Annotated in this window: 17 protein-coding genes; 8 read left to right on the top strand and 9 right to left on the bottom strand. The window is 42.3% G+C overall.

The window, feature by feature from the left end:
* Positions 1 to 21: 21 nt before the first annotated feature.
* The 4 genes from NSS67_RS03380 to NSS67_RS03365 all read right to left on the bottom strand — a co-directional run bounded on the left by NSS67_RS03380 (position 22) and on the right by NSS67_RS03365 (position 3402).
* Positions 22 to 903, bottom strand: coding sequence for an SMI1/KNR4 family protein (locus NSS67_RS03380; RefSeq protein ID WP_339320490.1), 882 nt, complete (start codon positions 901 to 903; stop codon positions 22 to 24).
* 154 nt (positions 904 to 1057) lie between these two features.
* Positions 1058 to 1984, bottom strand: a complete 927-nt coding sequence (gene hprK, locus NSS67_RS03375; RefSeq protein WP_339318305.1) for an HPr(Ser) kinase/phosphatase — start codon at positions 1982 to 1984, stop codon at positions 1058 to 1060.
* A gap of 155 nt (positions 1985 to 2139) precedes the next feature.
* Positions 2140 to 2712, bottom strand: coding sequence for an MFS transporter (locus NSS67_RS03370; RefSeq protein ID WP_339318304.1), 573 nt, complete (start codon positions 2710 to 2712; stop codon positions 2140 to 2142).
* Positions 2713 to 2745: 33 nt separating this feature from the next.
* Positions 2746 to 3402 (bottom strand): MFS transporter, encoded by a 657-nt coding sequence (locus NSS67_RS03365; protein WP_339318303.1) that lies wholly within the window; start codon positions 3400 to 3402, stop codon positions 2746 to 2748.
* 136 nt (positions 3403 to 3538) lie between these two features.
* Between NSS67_RS03365 and NSS67_RS03360 the strand changes: the two genes are divergently transcribed.
* From NSS67_RS03360 to NSS67_RS03335, 6 genes are all read left to right on the top strand, one after another.
* Positions 3539 to 4141, top strand: a complete 603-nt coding sequence (locus NSS67_RS03360) for a TetR/AcrR family transcriptional regulator (protein WP_339318302.1) — start codon at positions 3539 to 3541, stop codon at positions 4139 to 4141.
* A gap of 176 nt (positions 4142 to 4317) precedes the next feature.
* Positions 4318 to 6111 (top strand): sensor histidine kinase, encoded by a 1794-nt coding sequence (locus NSS67_RS03355; protein WP_339318301.1) that lies wholly within the window; start codon positions 4318 to 4320, stop codon positions 6109 to 6111.
* Between the two features lie 12 nt (positions 6112 to 6123).
* A complete protein-coding gene (locus NSS67_RS03350) occupies positions 6124 to 7713 on the top strand; it encodes a response regulator (RefSeq protein WP_339318300.1) in 1590 nt (529 codons plus the stop codon).
* Between the two features lie 108 nt (positions 7714 to 7821).
* The gene (locus NSS67_RS03345; RefSeq protein ID WP_339318299.1) at positions 7822 to 9165 is read left to right on the top strand and encodes an extracellular solute-binding protein; all 1344 of its coding nucleotides are present in this window, start codon (positions 7822 to 7824) and stop codon (positions 9163 to 9165) included.
* Between the two features lie 187 nt (positions 9166 to 9352).
* A complete protein-coding gene (locus NSS67_RS03340; protein ID WP_339318298.1) occupies positions 9353 to 10234 on the top strand; it encodes a sugar ABC transporter permease in 882 nt (293 codons plus the stop codon).
* Positions 10235 to 10249: 15 nt separating this feature from the next.
* Positions 10250 to 11095 (top strand): carbohydrate ABC transporter permease, encoded by an 846-nt coding sequence (locus NSS67_RS03335; protein ID WP_339318297.1) that lies wholly within the window; start codon positions 10250 to 10252, stop codon positions 11093 to 11095.
* An 81-nt stretch (positions 11096 to 11176) separates the two neighbouring features.
* On the opposite strand, the gene NSS67_RS03330 is transcribed toward NSS67_RS03335, so the two are convergent.
* Positions 11177 to 11986: a helix-turn-helix domain-containing protein gene (locus tag NSS67_RS03330; protein WP_339318296.1), complete on the bottom strand. Its 810-nt coding sequence runs from the start codon at positions 11984 to 11986 to the stop codon at positions 11177 to 11179.
* A 110-nt stretch (positions 11987 to 12096) separates the two neighbouring features.
* Here NSS67_RS03330 and NSS67_RS03325 point away from each other — a divergent pair, with 110 nt between their 5' ends.
* A complete protein-coding gene (locus tag NSS67_RS03325) occupies positions 12097 to 12726 on the top strand; it encodes a GNAT family N-acetyltransferase (RefSeq protein WP_339318295.1) in 630 nt (209 codons plus the stop codon).
* An 82-nt stretch (positions 12727 to 12808) separates the two neighbouring features.
* Here NSS67_RS03325 and NSS67_RS03320 read toward each other — a convergent pair whose 3' ends face one another.
* The 4 genes from NSS67_RS03320 to NSS67_RS03305 are packed head-to-tail and all read right to left on the bottom strand — an operon-like array spanning position 12809 to position 17029.
* The gene (locus NSS67_RS03320; protein ID WP_339318294.1) at positions 12809 to 14125 is read right to left on the bottom strand and encodes an extracellular solute-binding protein; all 1317 of its coding nucleotides are present in this window, start codon (positions 14123 to 14125) and stop codon (positions 12809 to 12811) included.
* A 48-nt stretch (positions 14126 to 14173) separates the two neighbouring features.
* Positions 14174 to 15280, bottom strand: a complete 1107-nt coding sequence (locus NSS67_RS03315) for an efflux RND transporter periplasmic adaptor subunit (RefSeq protein ID WP_339318293.1) — start codon at positions 15278 to 15280, stop codon at positions 14174 to 14176.
* Positions 15281 to 15290: 10 nt separating this feature from the next.
* Entirely contained in the window at positions 15291 to 16148 is an 858-nt protein-coding gene (locus NSS67_RS03310) for a carbohydrate ABC transporter permease (RefSeq protein WP_339318292.1), read from the bottom strand.
* Positions 16149 to 16162: 14 nt separating this feature from the next.
* The gene (locus NSS67_RS03305; protein WP_339318291.1) at positions 16163 to 17029 is read right to left on the bottom strand and encodes a sugar ABC transporter permease; all 867 of its coding nucleotides are present in this window, start codon (positions 17027 to 17029) and stop codon (positions 16163 to 16165) included.
* 183 nt (positions 17030 to 17212) lie between these two features.
* Between NSS67_RS03305 and NSS67_RS03300 the strand changes: the two genes are divergently transcribed.
* Entirely contained in the window at positions 17213 to 17923 is a 711-nt protein-coding gene (locus NSS67_RS03300; protein WP_339318290.1) for a response regulator transcription factor, read from the top strand.
* Position 17924: the final 1 nt, after the last annotated feature.

The raw sequence follows: 17924 nt of genomic DNA, 5'->3' as shown, positions 1-17924 counted from the left end.
TTGATTGTTAGTGTAGAGTTACTAATTCGTGAGTCCGCGAATAAAGGTCTCAAAGCTGTCAGCCAAGCGTGTGATCTTGTATTTGTTATCACGATCTACATGAATAACCTCAGGTTCGCCATCATTTCCAAACTCGCGGTAATCCAGCATAATTACTTCATTCTCAGAAGGACAATCACAAATCACTACACCCACTTCAGGATAACCTCCATTTTCAATCATAAACCGGCTACCGGAGGCTCCACATAGTGACTTATTCTTTTCTCGCCCAATGCTCAGGATACCCGAAATCGTAATTGCTTCTCCTGTTTCTGAATGGGTGTACCGATTGTTATGAGGAATTCCCCCATTATGTAATCTCATCATATCCACATAGAAAGCAGGCAGCTTGAAGACCAGCTCTTCTTGCACAGAAGCTACCATTTCATCCGTAGGTGGATCAGAAACATATTCCTCTAACGCATACTCGCTGTCATCCCAAAATTCCGAGAAGTCGAACGCCATTACTGGTTTCTTCACAGGTTTGTTCATTGGCTTCTTTGCAGTTCTTTTGGCTAATTTACGCCGGATCCATCCCAGAAACTCCAAGGTATCCTCATCATCAGGCTCCAATTCATCTGCGGCAGTAAACGCTTTTAAAGCGTCCTCATATCGCTTCAGATAGTAATAGGAAACACCAATACGGTAATGCCAAAGCGGGTCATCCTCACCCTCTTCTTCAATGCTCAAAAACTGCTCTAACCCCTCTTCATACTGCCCCAGATTATTGAACGCTCTACCCAAATGACTAGTTAGTTCATAATCTCTTTCCTCTTCAGGAATTTCCGTTATTGCGTCCACGATTTCTTGAAATTCATCTTCTTCATGCCACGTATCCAGTTTTGCTAAAAGCTCATCACTCATCATTTATTCCTCCTAGTAACGATCACTCTAAATACCTATTAGAAATTATACCATTTATAGCCTATGCCCAGCCAATAGCGCATCAAAGGCAAAATTTAGTTAAAAAACAGACCGCAGAGCTTATCTGCGGTCTGTTTACGTATACAGAATTTCTTCAGCAGCCTTCATTGCCTTGCCCGTTTTCGATCCTCTGCATGAATTCTTCAACGGCGCTATAACCAAGCTGCTTCAGATACCAGTTGTTAGCGGCCGCTTCGATCAGGCCCGCTACGTCGCGACCGGGCTGAAGCTGGATTTCAATATGCGGAATTTGGACACCGAGATATTCTGTGAACTTGGGTTCAAGCTCAAGCTCATTGTTCAAGGAATTCTCTCGCCATGGAGACAGCTCAATATCGAGTACGATTCGCGTCTCTTCCTGAAAAGCTCTACGCCCATACTGGCGTACAACATTGATTAGACCGATACTGCGCAGCGCTAGGAACTCTCGGGTCGTCTCGTTATGTGTGCCGAGAAGTGTCGCCGGTCCCAGCTTTTTAAGCACCACGACATCATCCGCCACAAACCGATGGCCTCTTCTAATGAGCGTGTGCGCGGTTTCGCTTTTTCCAATCCCCGACTTGCCCCTGAGTAGGACACCTATGCCGGACACATTTACACATACCCCATGAATGGAAAGCTCTGGCGCCAGCGCCTTCAACAGATAAGTGTCAATCTTCGCGATAAACTCTGTCGTCGTCTCCTGCGTCCGAAGCAACGGTATGCCTTCTTCCTCGCAGAATAGCGTTAAATAAGGAATCTCCTGCTGACCTGTCGTCACAATAAAGCATGGCGGATGATATTTGACGATATTACCAATATGTAACCTGCGCTCTTCAACGCTTAGTGTTAACAGATAATTGATTTCTTTGCAGCCCAGTACTTGTACTCGCTTCATTGGGAAAAAATCAAAGTAACCCACGAATTCCAGGCCAGGTCTATGCGTCTTTGAACGAGTGATTTCACGATCCATGCAGCTAGCACCTGCAAGCACTTCCAGCTTAAACGTTTCTATAAGGCTTTGAACGGTAGTCGATTTCATGTAGTTCTCCTCCTGTAGCTACGTATCTTGAATACGCAATACGGTTACAGAGGTATTCAACAAAACATGGGATGATTCCTGCAAAAGCGCTACTATATCCCTCTTAGCTCTAACTTACGGCTGAACAACCACATCATTCTCAGCTCATATCTAAGTCAAAGTGCCTCACTTACAGCAACCTTCTTATTTTGAATCCGATGATTCCTTCTATGTGTCGTGAATAATCCGAAGTACCCTAGCGTTACGAGGATACAGATTATAACGTTAACAACAATCAAGTTCTGATAATCCCCAAAATAGTCGAAGGATAGGCCTCCGATTAATGCACCTACTATACCGCCGGCCTGGTGCATGAGAAGTAGAACACCGGTATGTTTTCCTTTACCCTTTGCAAACTCATTGATGACAAGCATTCCACCCGGCAATGCACTTAAGTAGGTGATTCCGAACGCTATAGCAAAAAGAATAGGGGAACTTCCCAAGTGCATAAAGAGAAAAGCAAAGCCTATAATACGTATGCCATACAATAGAGACATCATCATTAATTTATTGTATTTGTCCAGAAAATAGCCGCAAATGAGCGCCCCTGTGATTTCCATAATACCAAGTATGCTCATAGATAGGGCGATCATGCTTGGTGATACTTCTGCCAACTGATGTATGGCTACCAAATTCATCTCAACAGATCCCATATTGATACCGCAGGTGAACAGCGCAATCGCGACCACGATAATGATAGGAAGATGGCTAAATTTCTTGGGCTATGGAGCTACTCTAGGTAATATATCTTGACCTTCGACTTCTATTGAACGATCTGATGGCGCTTTCTCCGTATTTTTCTGTTGTGAGCTCTTAATTCCTAACCAAATTACAGGAAGTGTCACACAGACACCTAGTATAAAAGAAGCCATAAAGGCATTCTTCCAAGTCAGCCAGTCCACGGATACGAAGATGGGCGTAATAATCGCTAATCCTACAGAAGAAGCACTTGCCAGCAAAGCCATTGCTTTAGCCCGATGATGCCGAAACCATTCAAACATCAATATATAACTCGTCGTCGCCCCTATACCCGCCAAACCAGAGATAACACCGTATCCAATAAAAAAGACAATAGGATGGTGGCCTAACACGACAATACCAGTACCCAAAGTACTCAGGATTGCACTTAACATTAGTATCTTCTTTGTCCCATAACGATCCGCGAGCCAGCCCCCCAAAGGTGCACATACGGCTACGATGAATAAATTGGTGGACCATGCCATTGAGATGAAACCTCTGCTAATCTGTAAATCCGTTGATATTTGCACCTGAAAAAAAGACAAGCTGAATCGGGTCAATGCACCAATAAATCCAATAATCCAGAGAGATCCTAATCCAATCCATGCATACCTGGATTCCTTAAACCATGTCGTTCCCATTGTCGCTTCCACCCCTGTCTATTATAAAAGATACCAATCGGTATCTTTTATAATAGCATAGCTGCCTTTTTTTGCAACAGAATAAATTGATTTGATATACTACGTGTACATATACCATTAAGGACGGAGGATCACGATGGAAAAGGGTGAGAAAACTCGCAATTACATCATAGCTAAAGCCGCTGAACTTTTTAACCAGAAGGGATATTCGGGCTCTTCCTTATCTGATATAACAGAGTTGACAGGTATCAAGAAAGGCGGTATCTACCGTCATTTTTCCAGTAAAGATGAAATTGCATATGAAGCCTTTAGCTATGCGGGCAGTATTGTCGGAGCCCAACTTGCTCATGCCATTAGTCAGCAAGAGACGGCCTCTGGCAAGCTATTAGCTTATTTACATGTGTACGAGAACGTAATTGAAGCGCCACCTTTCATTGGGGGTTGCCCGCTCCTCAACACGGCTATTGAAAGCGACGACAGCCATCCAGGCTTACGTGAAAAAGCCCAGCAAGCCCTAATAGGCACACTGGAATCCAAAAAGAAAATCATAGCTGAAGGTGTACAAAGCGGTGAATTCAAAGCAGACCTCGATATTGAGGCACTAGCTACCTTCTCCCTTTCCATCATGGAAGGCGGTATCATGATGAGTAAGCTCGAGGGTAATAATCGGCACATACGGATGAATATCAAAAGCTTTGCTGCTTATTTAAAAAAAGAATGCCTACGCGAGCCCAGTTAGTTCATTCAATCCTTCAAAACATACATAAATTTTTAAATAAAAGGGAGACTCGTCACTACACACGAGGCTCCTCTTTTTGATCTATGATTTTACGTTCAATTCCCAATCGCTGTACAGAAATTTATACCTAAATGAACAACAATAAATTACAATCAGTGTTGAAACGGAGGAGTACTATGAAATTTATTGATCGCTTTCATCCGGCGAAGTGGTTCGGCAGGGTGCTGATTCGCAAAAAGATTATGTTTGTCTATATTCCTTTGATTATTTTGCCATTATTCCTTCTTGGTTTTGTTTCCTATCGGGTATATACCGATGCTATCGTCAAGAAAACTGTGAACAGTATCTCAGATAATTCCACTTTAATTACTACACTCATAAACAGCATGCTGACGAATACAGAGAGCGCCGTCAATATATTGACTTTGAATCTTAATAAAGTTATCGTCGAGAAACATTCCGATAATAGCGGGCAAGTGTCGGATTTGCATCTCTACACCCAAATTACTAACCAATTAAGCTATGCGCTGTTGATTTTTCCGGATGTGGATTCGGCGGCCTTTATCAGCACAAACGGCGTGGTCTATGGCTCCAACCTTGAAATGGAAAGGAATGCTGATCGTGTCGCTACAAGCGGAATGATCAGCAGATTGGAGCACTCCCGCGGCTCTAACGTTTGGTTTCCCATGGAACGTCGCAGCTATCTGGTTTCAAGCCCAGAGCAGCCTGTGCTCTCTCTTGGCAAACGAATCGTCAACATTAATACCGGCGAAACGCTGGGCTATGTGATTCTGAATGTGCGTGAAGATGCCTTTTCAAATATCTATCGCAATATCGGTGCGATTCAAGATGAATCCTACATCATTGTCAATCCGGATGGGGTAGTCGTGTCAGCTATGGCAGAGAGTGAGGTGCTGCATCCATTACCCGAAGGTGCGCTAAGAAATTGGGTAATGGGTTCGGAGGAACAGAACTTACTCCAGTCCTCGCCTTCAGGAAGAATGCTGCTGGTCAGAGCAGACATATCTAAACTCGGCTGGAAGCTGATCTCCATGGTCCCTTATAACCATTTGATTGCGGATACCAAAACAATTACCCAATTGATTATTATTATGGGTTTTGTGTGTCTGCTATTTGCAGTTCTCGGAGCGGGCATGTTATCCAACCTAATCGCCAAGCCCATTATCAACCTCTCACGCCATATGAAGCATGTGAATGAGGGCAACCTAGATCAATACCTGGAAGTTCAATCCAGAGATGAAATCGGGATATTGGCCTCCGGCTTTAATATTATGATGAATCGGGTGGAAGAGCTGCTAAGCAACATCGGACAAGAGCAGCGGGAAAAGAGAGAATATGAGCTTGCGCTGATCCAAGCACAGATTAAGCCTCATTTTTTATACAATACGCTTGATGTAATCTATACGCTGTCGGAAATGGGAAGATCAAGAGATGTACAGCGGACCACCAAGGCACTTGCCGATTTCTACAGAGTTGTCTTAAGTAATGGTAGGGACCAGATCTCGTTACAGGAAGAGTTAAATAGCGTACGCGATTACTTATCTATTCAACAGATTCGATATTCAGATGTATTCGACTTCAGGATCGAAATTGAACCGGAAATTCTCTCCTGTATCATTCCTAAGCTTACCGTGCAACCACTTGTAGAAAATGCTATTTACCACGGCCTTAAGACAAAAGGCACCTTTGGTGAATTGACGATCATTGGATATATGGAAGAAGATAGAGTGATTCTGAAAATCAAAGATGACGGTGTAGGGATGTCTGAAGAACGACTGCACACACTGGAGACTGCCATGAAGGGTCAGGAAAAGCCGGTGGGCTATGGAATAAGCAGTGTTCACGAACGTATAAGGCTGTATTTTGGCTATGAATATGGTTTACATATTACAAGTGAACTCGGGCAAGGGACAGAGATCGCACTTGATCTTCCTTACCGGGTGAGTTAGGGGAATAACATAATGCAGACAGTGATGATAGTGGATGATGAGATTATTTTTCGTGAATACTTGCGCAGAACACTGGATTGGAACACACTCGGTTTTGAAATTACTGTAGAAGCGAAAAATGGGGTCGAAGCGCTTGAGCTATGTGCCGATCATCCGATCGATATTGCGCTAATTGATATCACAATGCCGTTTATGGACGGTTTGGAGCTTACCGAAAAGCTGAAGGCGCTATATCCCGAAATGAGCATAGTGCTGATTACCGGACATAACGAATTTGAATATGCGCGAACAGCACTTAAGCTGGGCGTAGAGGATTATATTTTGAAGCCCTTTTCCAAGGATGAGCTGATGTTGACCCTGCTTAAGCTGCAGCAAGAGCATCGGAAGGTTCAACAGGAGAATCTTACGTATAAAGAAAATCAGCAGTCGGTGAAGGAAAGCTTTCTGAACCAAATCATTAGCAGAGATTATTTGCTTACCGATGAAGAGATCATTACGCGCTTTGAAAAGTTTAACATACATATTCAGAATCCAGTTTTTGTTGTTGCCTGTATTGAAATTGATCATATTGATCTTAAATGGAAAAAAATAAGCGAACGTATGCTGATGAAATATGCCGTTACGAACATCCTGAACGAAGCGCTTGACGAGAGCTGGAAGCATCATATTTTCAACGGTCCGGAAGGCCGGATTATCGTGCTCGTTGAGTATGGAGATCATCAGTCCAATCAAACACCTTCATTGAACGGATACAGGAAGCTTGGCGAATTAATCAAGAAATATCTCAATTTCACTATTACCATTGGGATTGGGCGCAGTAAAGAAGGGTTCAAGAACATTTCCGAATCTTATCAGGAGGCGCTTGTGGCCTTGCAGAATAAGTTTGTTCTCGGCCATGACCGCGTGATCACTTACGAATCGGTTGCCGCAGAGGTTGGAAAGCAAGCTTTTTACCCTATAGAGGTCAATGAGGAACTGCTTATTGAACTTCGCATGCGAAATGCTGAGCGAGTGCAGCAAATTCTAGATCATGTATTTGACTCCATCCTCGAAAGACGGCTGTCAATTGATTATGTATACGTCATTTGCATAGGTCTGATCAGTGTGAATCTCGCCTATATCACAGAGTCGGGCCATCCGATAGAAGAATGCTTCGGAGAGAACTTCTTCCCATACAACGAAATCCGCAAGTTTGAGTCTCTAGATAGAACCTTTGAATGGATTAAGGAATTGTTTCATAAATCGATGCGCTATACGGGTCAGTATAAGAATACAAGAGCTGCGAAAATTGCTCAGTCCGCCAAGGCCTATATCGAGCAATGTTACCCGGATCCCGAGCTCCAATTGGAGCAGGTCGCTCAGCATGTATTCATAAACTCCAGTTATCTTCGGGCTGTATTCAAAAAAGAATTTGGCATGACACTAAGTGATTACATTACACAATTTCGAATGAAAAAAGCCAAAGAACTGCTAGGGCGTGGCGGACTGCGCTTATCTAACATCGCCGAGAGCGTTGGCTATAATGATGCAGGATACTTCGGCAAAAGCTTCAAGAAATTCTACGGATATTCCCCTAGCGAGTATGAGAAAAAAAGGAACTAGTAATTTCTGCTGCGCGGATATTACCAGAAGCACGCAGTTTTTGCCTTATCAATTGGGTGGGCTCTTACTATACTTAACACAGAAACAATATTGAAAGGGGTCACACAAATGAAGAAAATCGCAACATCTTTAGCTGCCTTAAGCCTAGTGTTTGTAAGCGCTTGCGGATCAGCGAATAACAGCACGAGCAATACAAAAGATACTGCAAATGTAACAAATACCAATTCAACAGCTGTGACGGAAGAAGCAACAGCTGCACCAGCAGAGGCAGTTAAGCTGCGCATTTATGCTCAATATGCCGATGATGACACGAAGCTGCCTTACGATTATGCTGTCGCTGAATTGAAGAAGGAAATGCCGAATGTCGAGCTAGAGCTAGAAATACAGGCACAAGATGACGGACAGAAGCTCAAGACTTACGCTGCAACCGGCAACCTTCCTGATATTTACCAAGCAGGCACAGACATTATTAATACCTTCAAGAAATCTGGCAATATTCTGGAGCTGGACAAATACGCTGATTTATATGATTTCAAGAGCAAGATGTTCCCAAGTACTATGAATACCTTAATCAGCGATGACGGTCATATTTACGCCTATCCTTATGCAGGCAATGAATTCATGCTTCTCTACTATAACAAGGAAATATTCGAGAAGAATAACGTCAAAATTCCTACCACCTATGACGAGCTGATGACGGCCGTACAAACCTTTACTAAAGCAGGCATTACTCCACTCGCGCTATTTGCCAAGGAGAAATGGCCTACGGTTGCCCTTTATGATGTGTTCGCTACACGAGTAGAGCCGCAAGGTATTCTGAAGCTGCAAAGCGGCGATGCTTCTCCAAGCGACCCAGCGTACAAACAGGCAACTGAACAAATCTATAACTTGGTTCAAGCCGGCTTGCTGCCTAAAGGTGCAACCAACTTGAATTTCGATCAAGCAGCATCCTTGTTCTATGAAGGTAAAGCAGCAATGTTCCTAAATGGACAATGGGAAATCTCAACCTCTACGGAGAAGCTTGGAGACAAGGTAGATTGGATGTACTTCCCGGGTGTGGACGCAGCCTCTTATGAAGCGAACAAATATGCTTTTGTCGGTGGCGGTAATCCTGGTGGCTATGCCGTTAACCCAGACACTAAAGATCCTGAGCTAGCGGCCAAAGTAGCTGCCTTCCTGTCCTTGAAATATGCTGAATTCAAATACACAGAGCGTGGTAATCCGCTTGTGGCTACTAAAGTTGATAAACCAATTGTGACTGAATATCCGGCAATGATGAAGAAGCTTTCCGAAGATATTTCGAAAATCACCAGTACAACTGCCTTTGACTGGGGTCTCTCCGATGCCAAATTCAAAGCCGCTATTGAAGATGCAACACAAGTGTTGATGACCGGCGGTTATAGCGTGGATCAATTCATTAAAGACGTAACCAAAGCAATACCAGCTAAATAAGCAAATGATTAATCAGGACCCACCCAATATAACCCCACAAAGTGAGGCTACGCTTCGACGCTGATTCAGGTACTTTGCGGGGAGCCCCGAAAACATAAATAACGTTGTCGTCTTTTAAAGACGACTGGGTGGGTCTACTTCCTCTAACAATTAAAATTGTCTAGCTATCAGCAAGGGATGTGGAATAATGAAGAAATTTTTAGGGAACAAGCTAGCTATAGCAATATTCACACTGCCAGCTCTCCTTGTGTATACGATCATGGTATTCTATCCTATCATGCAGACCTTCTTCCGCAGCTTATATGAATGGGATGGCCTTACGGAAGGAACCTTCATCGGACTTACCAACTATAAGAATTTGTTTGCCGACAGCGTATTTCATACCTCTGTTTATAATGGGCTGATCTTCGCAGCGATTATCACTGTCACTCAGATTGGTATCGCTTCAATTCTAGCCTTTGCCATAGCTGATGGAGCCATTAAAGGTCGTAGGTTCCTTAGAATTAGTTATTTTATTCCCGTTGTGTTGTCAATTACGGTGGTCTGTCAATTATGGCTGTCCATTTATAACGGCGAATATGGTCTGATGAATAAGCTGTTTGAGGTGTTAGGAATTGATTATCAGCAGGATTGGTTGTCTAGCGGCAAATCCGCCATCTTCGCCATTGCCTTCGTCAATGCTTGGCAGTACATGGGCTACCACTTTGCTCTATTACTTGCAGGTGTAAGATCCGTGCCAGAGCAATACATGGAGGCTGCTCGTATTGATGGTGCAACCAAGCTACAGGCGATTCGCAAAATCATGATTCCTATGATGGCTGAAACGTATAAATTCTGTCTGGTCTTTGCGGTTACAGGTGGGCTAAATGCTTTTGCAAATATGTATATTATGACCGGTGGTGGACCAGGAACCTCAACCTATACACTTACCTATTTAATGTATCGTTCCGCTTTCCGTGTCGGAGAGTTCGGATATGGAAGTGCCGCAGCGGCTATTCTGGTTATTGAATGCCTTCTTGCAACACTGATCATTAACCGTCTGGTTGCCAGAGAACGAATTATCTATTAAAGGAAGTGTACAAATATGGCCTGGCTCATAACGAAAGTGCGCAAAAACAATCTACCAGTCACAGGCTTCATGTGGTTGTATGCGATTCTTTCTGTTTATCCCTTACTCTGGATGATTTTTTACTCATTAAAAAATAATGATGAGATTTTCGTAACGAATCCGTTTGGATTCCCAACGAATTTAAGATTTGAAAATTATGCATCGGCATGGTCGAAATACAACGTACCAGTATACTTCATGAACAGTGTGATTGTTGCCGCGGCAACCGTTGTTGGAGCGATCATCCTGGCAGTCATGTTCTCATATGCTGCGGCAAGATTACAGTGGCGCCTACGAGGAATCGCACATACCTACATTATGGTGGGCATGTTCATCCCTATTCAGGTCATTATGATCCCACTAGCTATTCTTGTCAGAGATTTTCATCTAGCTAATACGTATGGCGCGCTCATTGTACCGTATATTGCCTTTAACCTATCCTTTACCTCTATTGTTTTCTATGGCTTCTTCCGGAGTATTCCGAACGAGCTGGAAGAGTCGGCATGTATTGATGGAGCTTCTATTTACCGGACATTTTTCAGTATCATGCTCCCAATTATTAAGCCGGCGCTTGCCACCATGGTTATATTTATCTTCCTGAACTCCTGGAATGAGTTCACTATGGCTGTTATCCTGATCACCAAAGAGAGCCTGAAGACGCTGCCGCTTGGCCTACTCTTCTTTCAGGGCCAATTCACAACCGACTGGGGCGCAATGGGTGCAGCAATGACCATTGCCAGCTTACCTACCGTCCTGATCTACATGCTGTTCAGCGAGCAAGTAGAAAATGCGCTTACGGTTGGGTCGGCGGTTAAAGGGTAATCTATCTTATTTGAGAAACTTAAAAAGGCAGGCCTCCTTCCAATGGGAGTCCTGCCTTTTTGATGTTCGGGCATGTATCTTCTATTTATGATCATTTTCGATCAGCATTTGGATTTGACAACTGTAGGTATCAGTATCGAACAAATCGTTATATAACTCTATCTCGATATAATTTTTTACATCCAGACTGTTTTGTTCTATATAGTATAGTACTTTTTTTACGCGTTCCACTTCGTTTTCCTTACGATAAGCCAAAGTTACATACCTTCCTTCCGGAAGGATTTGCACATGTGAATTGATTTCTGTGCTTTCGTCCCCTTCAAAACCATGAAACACATATCGGGGTTCAAGTTCACCCTCTACGTTCAGGTTGTACAAAATGCCTCTCTCCATGGTCATTTTTTTGTGCTGACTCCGTATGATCTTCTCCAACTCTGAATAATACAACAGTTCCTTAAGACTCCCGGCTTCTCTGCATGGGACTGTCAACACATAACGCTTCTCAAAAAACTGAATAACAATCTGATCCTGATTCAAGATTTCTTTTGAGGACTCGACACTCTTGTTTAAATTATCAATATTTTGAATAACCTCTGTCACTTTTTTCAGCTTTTCTTCCGCTTCCTGTCTCTTCAGTTGCAGAAATTCGATTAATTTGTCAGTGTTACTTTCTTTAAAAATCTCCTGAAGTTCTTTAATACTGGTACCAAAAGAACGGCAGCCTTTAATGACGTCTATATAAATGAATTGATCTATGGAATAATACCGATAACCTGTCTCGGGATCGATATATCTTGGAACCAGGATGCCTATTTTGTGATAATATCTCAGGGCTTTTATAGATACCTCTTTTATTTTGGTAACTTCGCCGATCGAGAACAGGTTTTTCATTTAAGCCCCTCCTTCGCTACATTGTCCATACCCATCCTTGACCCTCCCCTTAGGGGAGACCTTATGCTCATTATAAAGGAAGTCACCCTAAGAAAGGAAAGTGTATTCACATGCCTGAGGTTATCTATAGAGAGATTATGAAAGACGATTATGACCGCATCAAAGAATTAATTGATGAAGCGTTCGGTATCCATGACCTTGTTCAAGACAAAAAGTTTTTAGATGTCATATTGAACCTTTATTTGCAAAGCTGTATTCTGGACAGTTCTTTCAGCAAAGTCGCTGTAAAAGACAACAGAGTCATTGGTATTATTCTGGGCAAGGCCCAAAAAGATAAACATCGCTTAGCCAAAACCCATAATTTCTTAAGTCTTGCAAATGCCTTCTTCAAAATTATCACTGCGAATAAAGAAAATAAAAAGTCCGCTAAAGAACTGGCGAAGGTTCAACATACGTATAAAGAGATTATTCAAGGCAAAGAAGACGATTTTCAAGGTTATATCGAGTTGTTTATTGTATCCGAGGAATCGAGAGGTCTTGGCGTGGGAAAAACGCTGATGCACCATTTGTCCAATTACATGAGAAGTATGGGTGTAGATTCGATCTACGTATATACAGATAACAGATGTAACTATGGATTTTATGAGAGTCAGAACTTTAAGCGGCTGAATGAAAAAGAAATCTTTCTGGACTCCATCCAGAATAAACTTCTTATTTTTCTATATGGTCATCAAGTCTAGAAACGATTGCAAGCTTACTTCAAGTAAACAAAAGGCGTTCAATCACCGATAAATGATTGAACGCCTCATTAGGACGGTCTTGTTACTCGTTAATGTAAGTATTCACTCGGTTTTGAATCAGCTTACTGACGTCTTCAGCGGATTTCTGACCACTCATATATGAATCAAACTCTTCAATTGCAATTGAAACGACCTTATGATCACTAGATAAATTCCTGCTTGCACCATCTATAAGCTGATGTAATTCTTGGATCTTGCTTTCTACAGTCTCAGCATCAAACTTCTGTTCTAGAAGAGGTAGTGTTCCTGCTACTGCCTGCTGCTTAGCCTCATTAAGCTGTTTCTCTACTACTCCCTTATGCAGCGGAAAGCCTTGTACCACTGCTGAAGATTGCATATCCTCGGAAAGCATGAACTTAATAAATTTCCAAGCTTCAGCTTGAACCTTAGACTTGCTGTTTATGCCTAAAGTGAAGTACGACTTAAATGGAGTTCCATTATATTCACCATTGACTGTTGGATTTTGATATAGTTTAAGCTTTGGATCAAGGACTTGAGAGAGGCCTGACATTGGATCAAAAAGGTTTGCTTTGCTGAACAAAGTTTTAGAATAATCGTACGAAAATTCATCTTTAAGTACGCCCTCATCATACATCGCTTTGATTTGCTTCATCATATCTCGAAACAGATCGGAATCAAAATTAGCTTGACCTTGATCAATGAGCTTATCATAATTTGCTTCTATATATTCCGCCAACATTTGAATCGGGAATAGATTAACAAATGCCACATAATCCTCACCAACTTGTTCCTTTAGCTTCTTAGAAATTTCTTTAAACCCATCCCATGTCCAGGTCTGATCATCAATTTTAATATTAGCTTGTTCTAACAACTCTGTATTCCCAGTAAGCGCGTCGATGACAAATGAGAATGGCATGGCATACAAACCATCACCGTCCTGAGAGTTTTTAAAGATATTCTGATAGTACTGATTTCGATCAAATTCTGAGTCCTGATCCATCAGATCATAGAAATTAGTCAGCATGTTCTTGGCGACATATTTGTCCTGCGGCAGATCGTTCATTACGATAATGTCTGCCCCTTTGCCAGACATCATTTGTGTGCTAACCGTTTGTATATACTTCTCAACATCGCTTTTTGAGAATGATTCGCTCGATGTACCTTCCTCCGTTTGAGGTCTAGCTAGATACTCTTTGATATCAATTTGTATATCTGGGCGAATTTTCTTATATTGCTTAACCGCCTCATCTAAATAAGGAGTTACCGCCATGGTCGCAATCTCAATCTTCTTGCCATCCTGACCTGATTGTTCATTAGATGATCCTTCTGTACCTGATCCCACGCTGCTACTAGAGCATCCCGAAAATACGACTATCATTGCTAATAAGGGCAATACCCATCTTCTTTTCAAATTCATTCATTCCCTTCAATATACTCGGATTCGATTACCTTCCTGAAGTGGTTCACTTGATTCAATAATGATCTCATCATCAGGACTTAAGCCGCTCACAGCTACAACCTCATCCTCTGTTGAATCACCTGTTATAATATAGGCCTTGCGAGCATTAAACGTATTGCCGAGTGAGCTTTTCTTCTCCTCAATTACAAAGACGTAGCTTCCTGTTGTATCTTTATGAACCCATTTCTTTGGTAACACATAACCTTTTTCATTTGACTCCTTCTTTATATCTAGACTGACTTGTTCGCCGCCTCGAAGACCATCATCAGAGACGGACACGACAACCTGATAACCAGTATCTTCGGATGAATCTTCACTGTTCTCTTTAGATGCAGCTTTAATCTCTTGGATTACACCGTTAACCAATGTATTGTCTTTCGCCAATCGAACAGAAACCTTAGATCCAATCTCGAATAATGCCGTATTCTCCGACTCGACAGCAAATAAAAATTCGAAGCCCTTGCCACTATCCATTAAGGTTAGAATTGTCCCCCCTTGTGAAGCATCCATGTTATCCTCTGCTGTAATCTTTGTGATTTTTCCATCAAAAGGGGCAGTCAGCGTTTGTTTATCCGCTTTTTCTTTACGCAGCTTTTTTAATTTTCTTTGCGCCAGTTCAAGATCCATATTATCCAGTTCAAGAGCTCGCTCAGCCTTGGCAATCACTTGTTCATCACCACCTATCAATGCATTGAGCATATCCTCCTCGAGAATTTCCCGATTTAGCTTTTGTTTCTTAAGCGCCGTTTCCTCTTGATAGATCTGCTCATCCAGATCAGAGCTGTCGAAGGTCACGAGCTTTTGCCCCTTCTTAACCTCAGCATTCTCTTTTACATGAACCTTCACAATTTTAGAGCCAGACTCATTCAACAAATCCACCTGCTTCCGAGGCGTTAAGACTCCACTCCCTTTAACCTGATGAACTAATGATTTCGAGGTAAGTTTCTCCGTAACTACTTTGGGCAGCGTCATCGTTTCGAGTGTGCTGCTAAAGAAAGTCAAACCAGCCAATATCGCAAAGAACAATACAAACAAAGCAGCCGTTAATCGTTGTCGCTTAGATGTGCTTGTCATCTCATTTCCCCTATCCTTTAATTCCAGAAAGCTCTATGCCCTCAATAAAATACCGTTCCGCCAAAAGAAACAAGAGAATCATAGGCGTCATATACAAGACCGCAGCAGCAAAGGATACCCCAAGCGCATCTTCCTGCAGACGAGATAGAAAAATGGACAAGGGCTGCAAATTGGCATCCTGCAGAAAGATCAGGGGCTGCTCCACCATATTCCAGTAATCTGCAAACAGCAGAACAACAAGCGCTGCCATGCCGGGTTTCACCATAGGCAGGACAATCCTGATAAAGGATCGAAAATAGCCCGCCCCATCCATTTGGGCTGCTTCCATATATGCCGTTGGAATTTGGAGCATAAATTGTCTGAGCAGGAACACACCAAATGCCGCAAATATCCCTGGTAAAATAATGGAGCTTGGACTATTAATCAGCCCTAGTCGATCGGACATGATATAGTTCGGCACAAGCGTGACCTGGAACGGCATGAGCATCGTGATCAGATACACAATAAATAAAGGCTCTCTGCCAGGAAACCGCAGCTTGGCAAATGCAAATGCCGCTAATGTTGCCACCACGACCTGGCCTATAATGATTGGAAACACCATGAATACAGAATTCCAAAACATACGAAGAAATTGCGAGGTTGAAATAAGCACCTTATAAAATTGCTCCAGCGAAACCCAATCTGGAATCAGCTTCAAATTCACAAAATCGTTCATCTGTGTATTACCTAACATGCCGTAATTCAGCACAATTTCCTTCTCTGTCATCAAGGAGCTTACCATTGTCAGTACAACAGGAAATAGCATTACAAGCGCGATTACGGCTAAGAAAATAGTAAGTAGCATTGTTCTTATCTGTTTCTTGTTCATTTACACCCCTCCCTTTACTCCATAAATGAACGGAACTTATGTTCAACTCGGAAGAGCATCAACACAATGACTAGAATGCAGAGCACCATTAAGAAAGCTGCAGCCGACAGCTTCTGAATATCGAGCGATAGGAACATATTGTTCATATAGTGCTGAAGCATATAGATGCTGTCATGTGGATAGTCACCCGCAACTAAATAGATTTCTCGAAATACCTTGAATGAGTTCAGAATTGACATTAGCATCACTAAAAATCCCGTCGGTATTAAATAAATCAAGGTGATCTGGTGCTTACGAGCCCAGCTTGCGCCTTCCAGGTTTGCTATCTCATAATATTGATCAGGAATATTTTGCAACCCGGCCAAGAACAGAACCACATTATAGCCAATGTTTTTCCATACATAGATGAAAATTATGACACCTTGTGCCCACTCTGATTTCATCCAATCAATCCGCTCAAATCCAATCCACGCTAATGCATGATTGAAAAAACCATTCCAATCGAATAGGATCTGCCATACGAGTACAATTGACGCTACTGGAACAACCAGTGGCAGCACATAAGAGGTGCGCAGCCAGTTTCGAAAGAAGACTCGTTTGTTAAGCAGCATAGCAAGAGCAAGTGACAACAGAATAAGGATCGGAACACCAATTATTGTGAACCAGAATGTATTCCCTGCCGCCTTTTGAAAGGACGAGCTAGCGAGTAAGCTTTGGTAATTGGCAAGCGATAAGCCTACCTCACCACTGGGATTCTCAAATGAAAATACAACACTTTGACCAAACGGAATCAAATAAAATAGCGCAAAACCAATCAAACTGGGAGTAAGAAAGCAGAACGCCACAAGAATCTCCTTGCGAGCCAAATATGAAATTCTCACAGCCTCTCCCTCCTTTCGAGCTTGTCCATACAAGCAAAATGAAACATATTTACCGTACAAATAACTATTCTATAGATCAGCTTCGGTATTAATTTGGAGCAATTGTGGAAAAAGTATGGAAAAGCCCGCTTGAAAGAACAACTTTGTTAGAATAATAGATGTATTGTTTAGGAGGTCTGCCTGATGAAGAACTATCAAATCGCAATCGTTGAAGATGATTGTCATATAAGAGATATAGTTGAGAATTATTTACAGAAGGAAGGCTACAGAACTATATCATTAGGTTCAGCAGAAGAAGCGCTCATGTTATGGAACACAGAGCGCCCGGATATGTGGATTCTAGATATCATGCTTCCAGGTATGAATGGCTATGAATTCTGCAAACAAATTCGCAAGGAAGCCGAAGTTCCTATTATTATGATCTCTGCTCGTGATGAGGAAGTTGATAAGATACTTGGACTTGAGCTGGGAAGCGATGATTATTTAACTAAGCCTTTCAGCCCACGCGAGCTGGTCGCAAGAGTAAATCGTTTATTCCATCGGCTTAACTCTCTTACTGAAAAATCAGAACAGAATATAGTTTTTTCAAAATCAAACGATCTCATCATCGATGAGCTTCGCTTAGTATTAGATAGTCGTCTGGTGTATTGGAAATCTAAAGAGATAGAAATGACGGTAAAAGAATTTTCATTGCTTCATACCTTAGCAGCACAGCCGAATCGTGCTTTTTCGCGCAATGAGTTGTTAACATTAGTGTGGGGGGATGACTATTTCGGCAGCGATCGAGCGATTGACGATTTAGTCAAAAGACTTCGTCGTAAAATGGAAGACCTGCCTCTTGAAACCGTTTGGGGCTATGGCTATCGAATGCGAGTGGATGGAGTGAAGACATAAC

This window comes from Paenibacillus sp. FSL R10-2734 (genome assembly GCF_037963865.1).
Classification (GTDB): Bacteria; Bacillota; Bacilli; order Paenibacillales; family Paenibacillaceae; genus Paenibacillus_AQ.
The sequence above is the reverse complement of the archived record's forward strand: the minus strand, read 5'-3'. Positions and strand labels throughout refer to the sequence as shown.

Excerpts from the sequence above, each read along its gene's own strand:
- NSS67_RS03335 (WP_339318297.1), top strand. The coding sequence starts at position 10,250 with ATGGCCTGGCTCATAACGAAAGTGCGCAAAAACAATCTACCAGTCACA.
- NSS67_RS03340 (WP_339318298.1), top strand. The coding sequence starts at position 9,353 with ATGAAGAAATTTTTAGGGAACAAGCTAGCTATAGCAATATTCACACTG.
- NSS67_RS03300 (WP_339318290.1), top strand. The coding sequence starts at position 17,213 with ATGAAGAACTATCAAATCGCAATCGTTGAAGATGATTGTCATATAAGA.
- NSS67_RS03360 (WP_339318302.1), top strand. The coding sequence starts at position 3,539 with ATGGAAAAGGGTGAGAAAACTCGCAATTACATCATAGCTAAAGCCGCT.
- hprK (WP_339318305.1), bottom strand. The coding sequence starts at position 1,984 with ATGAAATCGACTACCGTTCAAAGCCTTATAGAAACGTTTAAGCTGGAA.
- NSS67_RS03350 (WP_339318300.1), top strand. The coding sequence starts at position 6,124 with ATGCAGACAGTGATGATAGTGGATGATGAGATTATTTTTCGTGAATAC.
- NSS67_RS03330 (WP_339318296.1), bottom strand. The coding sequence starts at position 11,986 with ATGAAAAACCTGTTCTCGATCGGCGAAGTTACCAAAATAAAAGAGGTA.
- NSS67_RS03380 (WP_339320490.1), bottom strand. The coding sequence starts at position 903 with ATGAGTGATGAGCTTTTAGCAAAACTGGATACGTGGCATGAAGAAGAT.
- NSS67_RS03345 (WP_339318299.1), top strand. The coding sequence starts at position 7,822 with ATGAAGAAAATCGCAACATCTTTAGCTGCCTTAAGCCTAGTGTTTGTA.
- NSS67_RS03310 (WP_339318292.1), bottom strand. The coding sequence starts at position 16,148 with ATGAACAAGAAACAGATAAGAACAATGCTACTTACTATTTTCTTAGCC.
- NSS67_RS03355 (WP_339318301.1), top strand. The coding sequence starts at position 4,318 with ATGAAATTTATTGATCGCTTTCATCCGGCGAAGTGGTTCGGCAGGGTG.
- NSS67_RS03325 (WP_339318295.1), top strand. The coding sequence starts at position 12,097 with ATGCCTGAGGTTATCTATAGAGAGATTATGAAAGACGATTATGACCGC.
- NSS67_RS03365 (WP_339318303.1), bottom strand. The coding sequence starts at position 3,402 with ATGGGAACGACATGGTTTAAGGAATCCAGGTATGCATGGATTGGATTA.
- NSS67_RS03315 (WP_339318293.1), bottom strand. The coding sequence starts at position 15,280 with ATGACAAGCACATCTAAGCGACAACGATTAACGGCTGCTTTGTTTGTA.
- NSS67_RS03320 (WP_339318294.1), bottom strand. The coding sequence starts at position 14,125 with ATGATAGTCGTATTTTCGGGATGCTCTAGTAGCAGCGTGGGATCAGGT.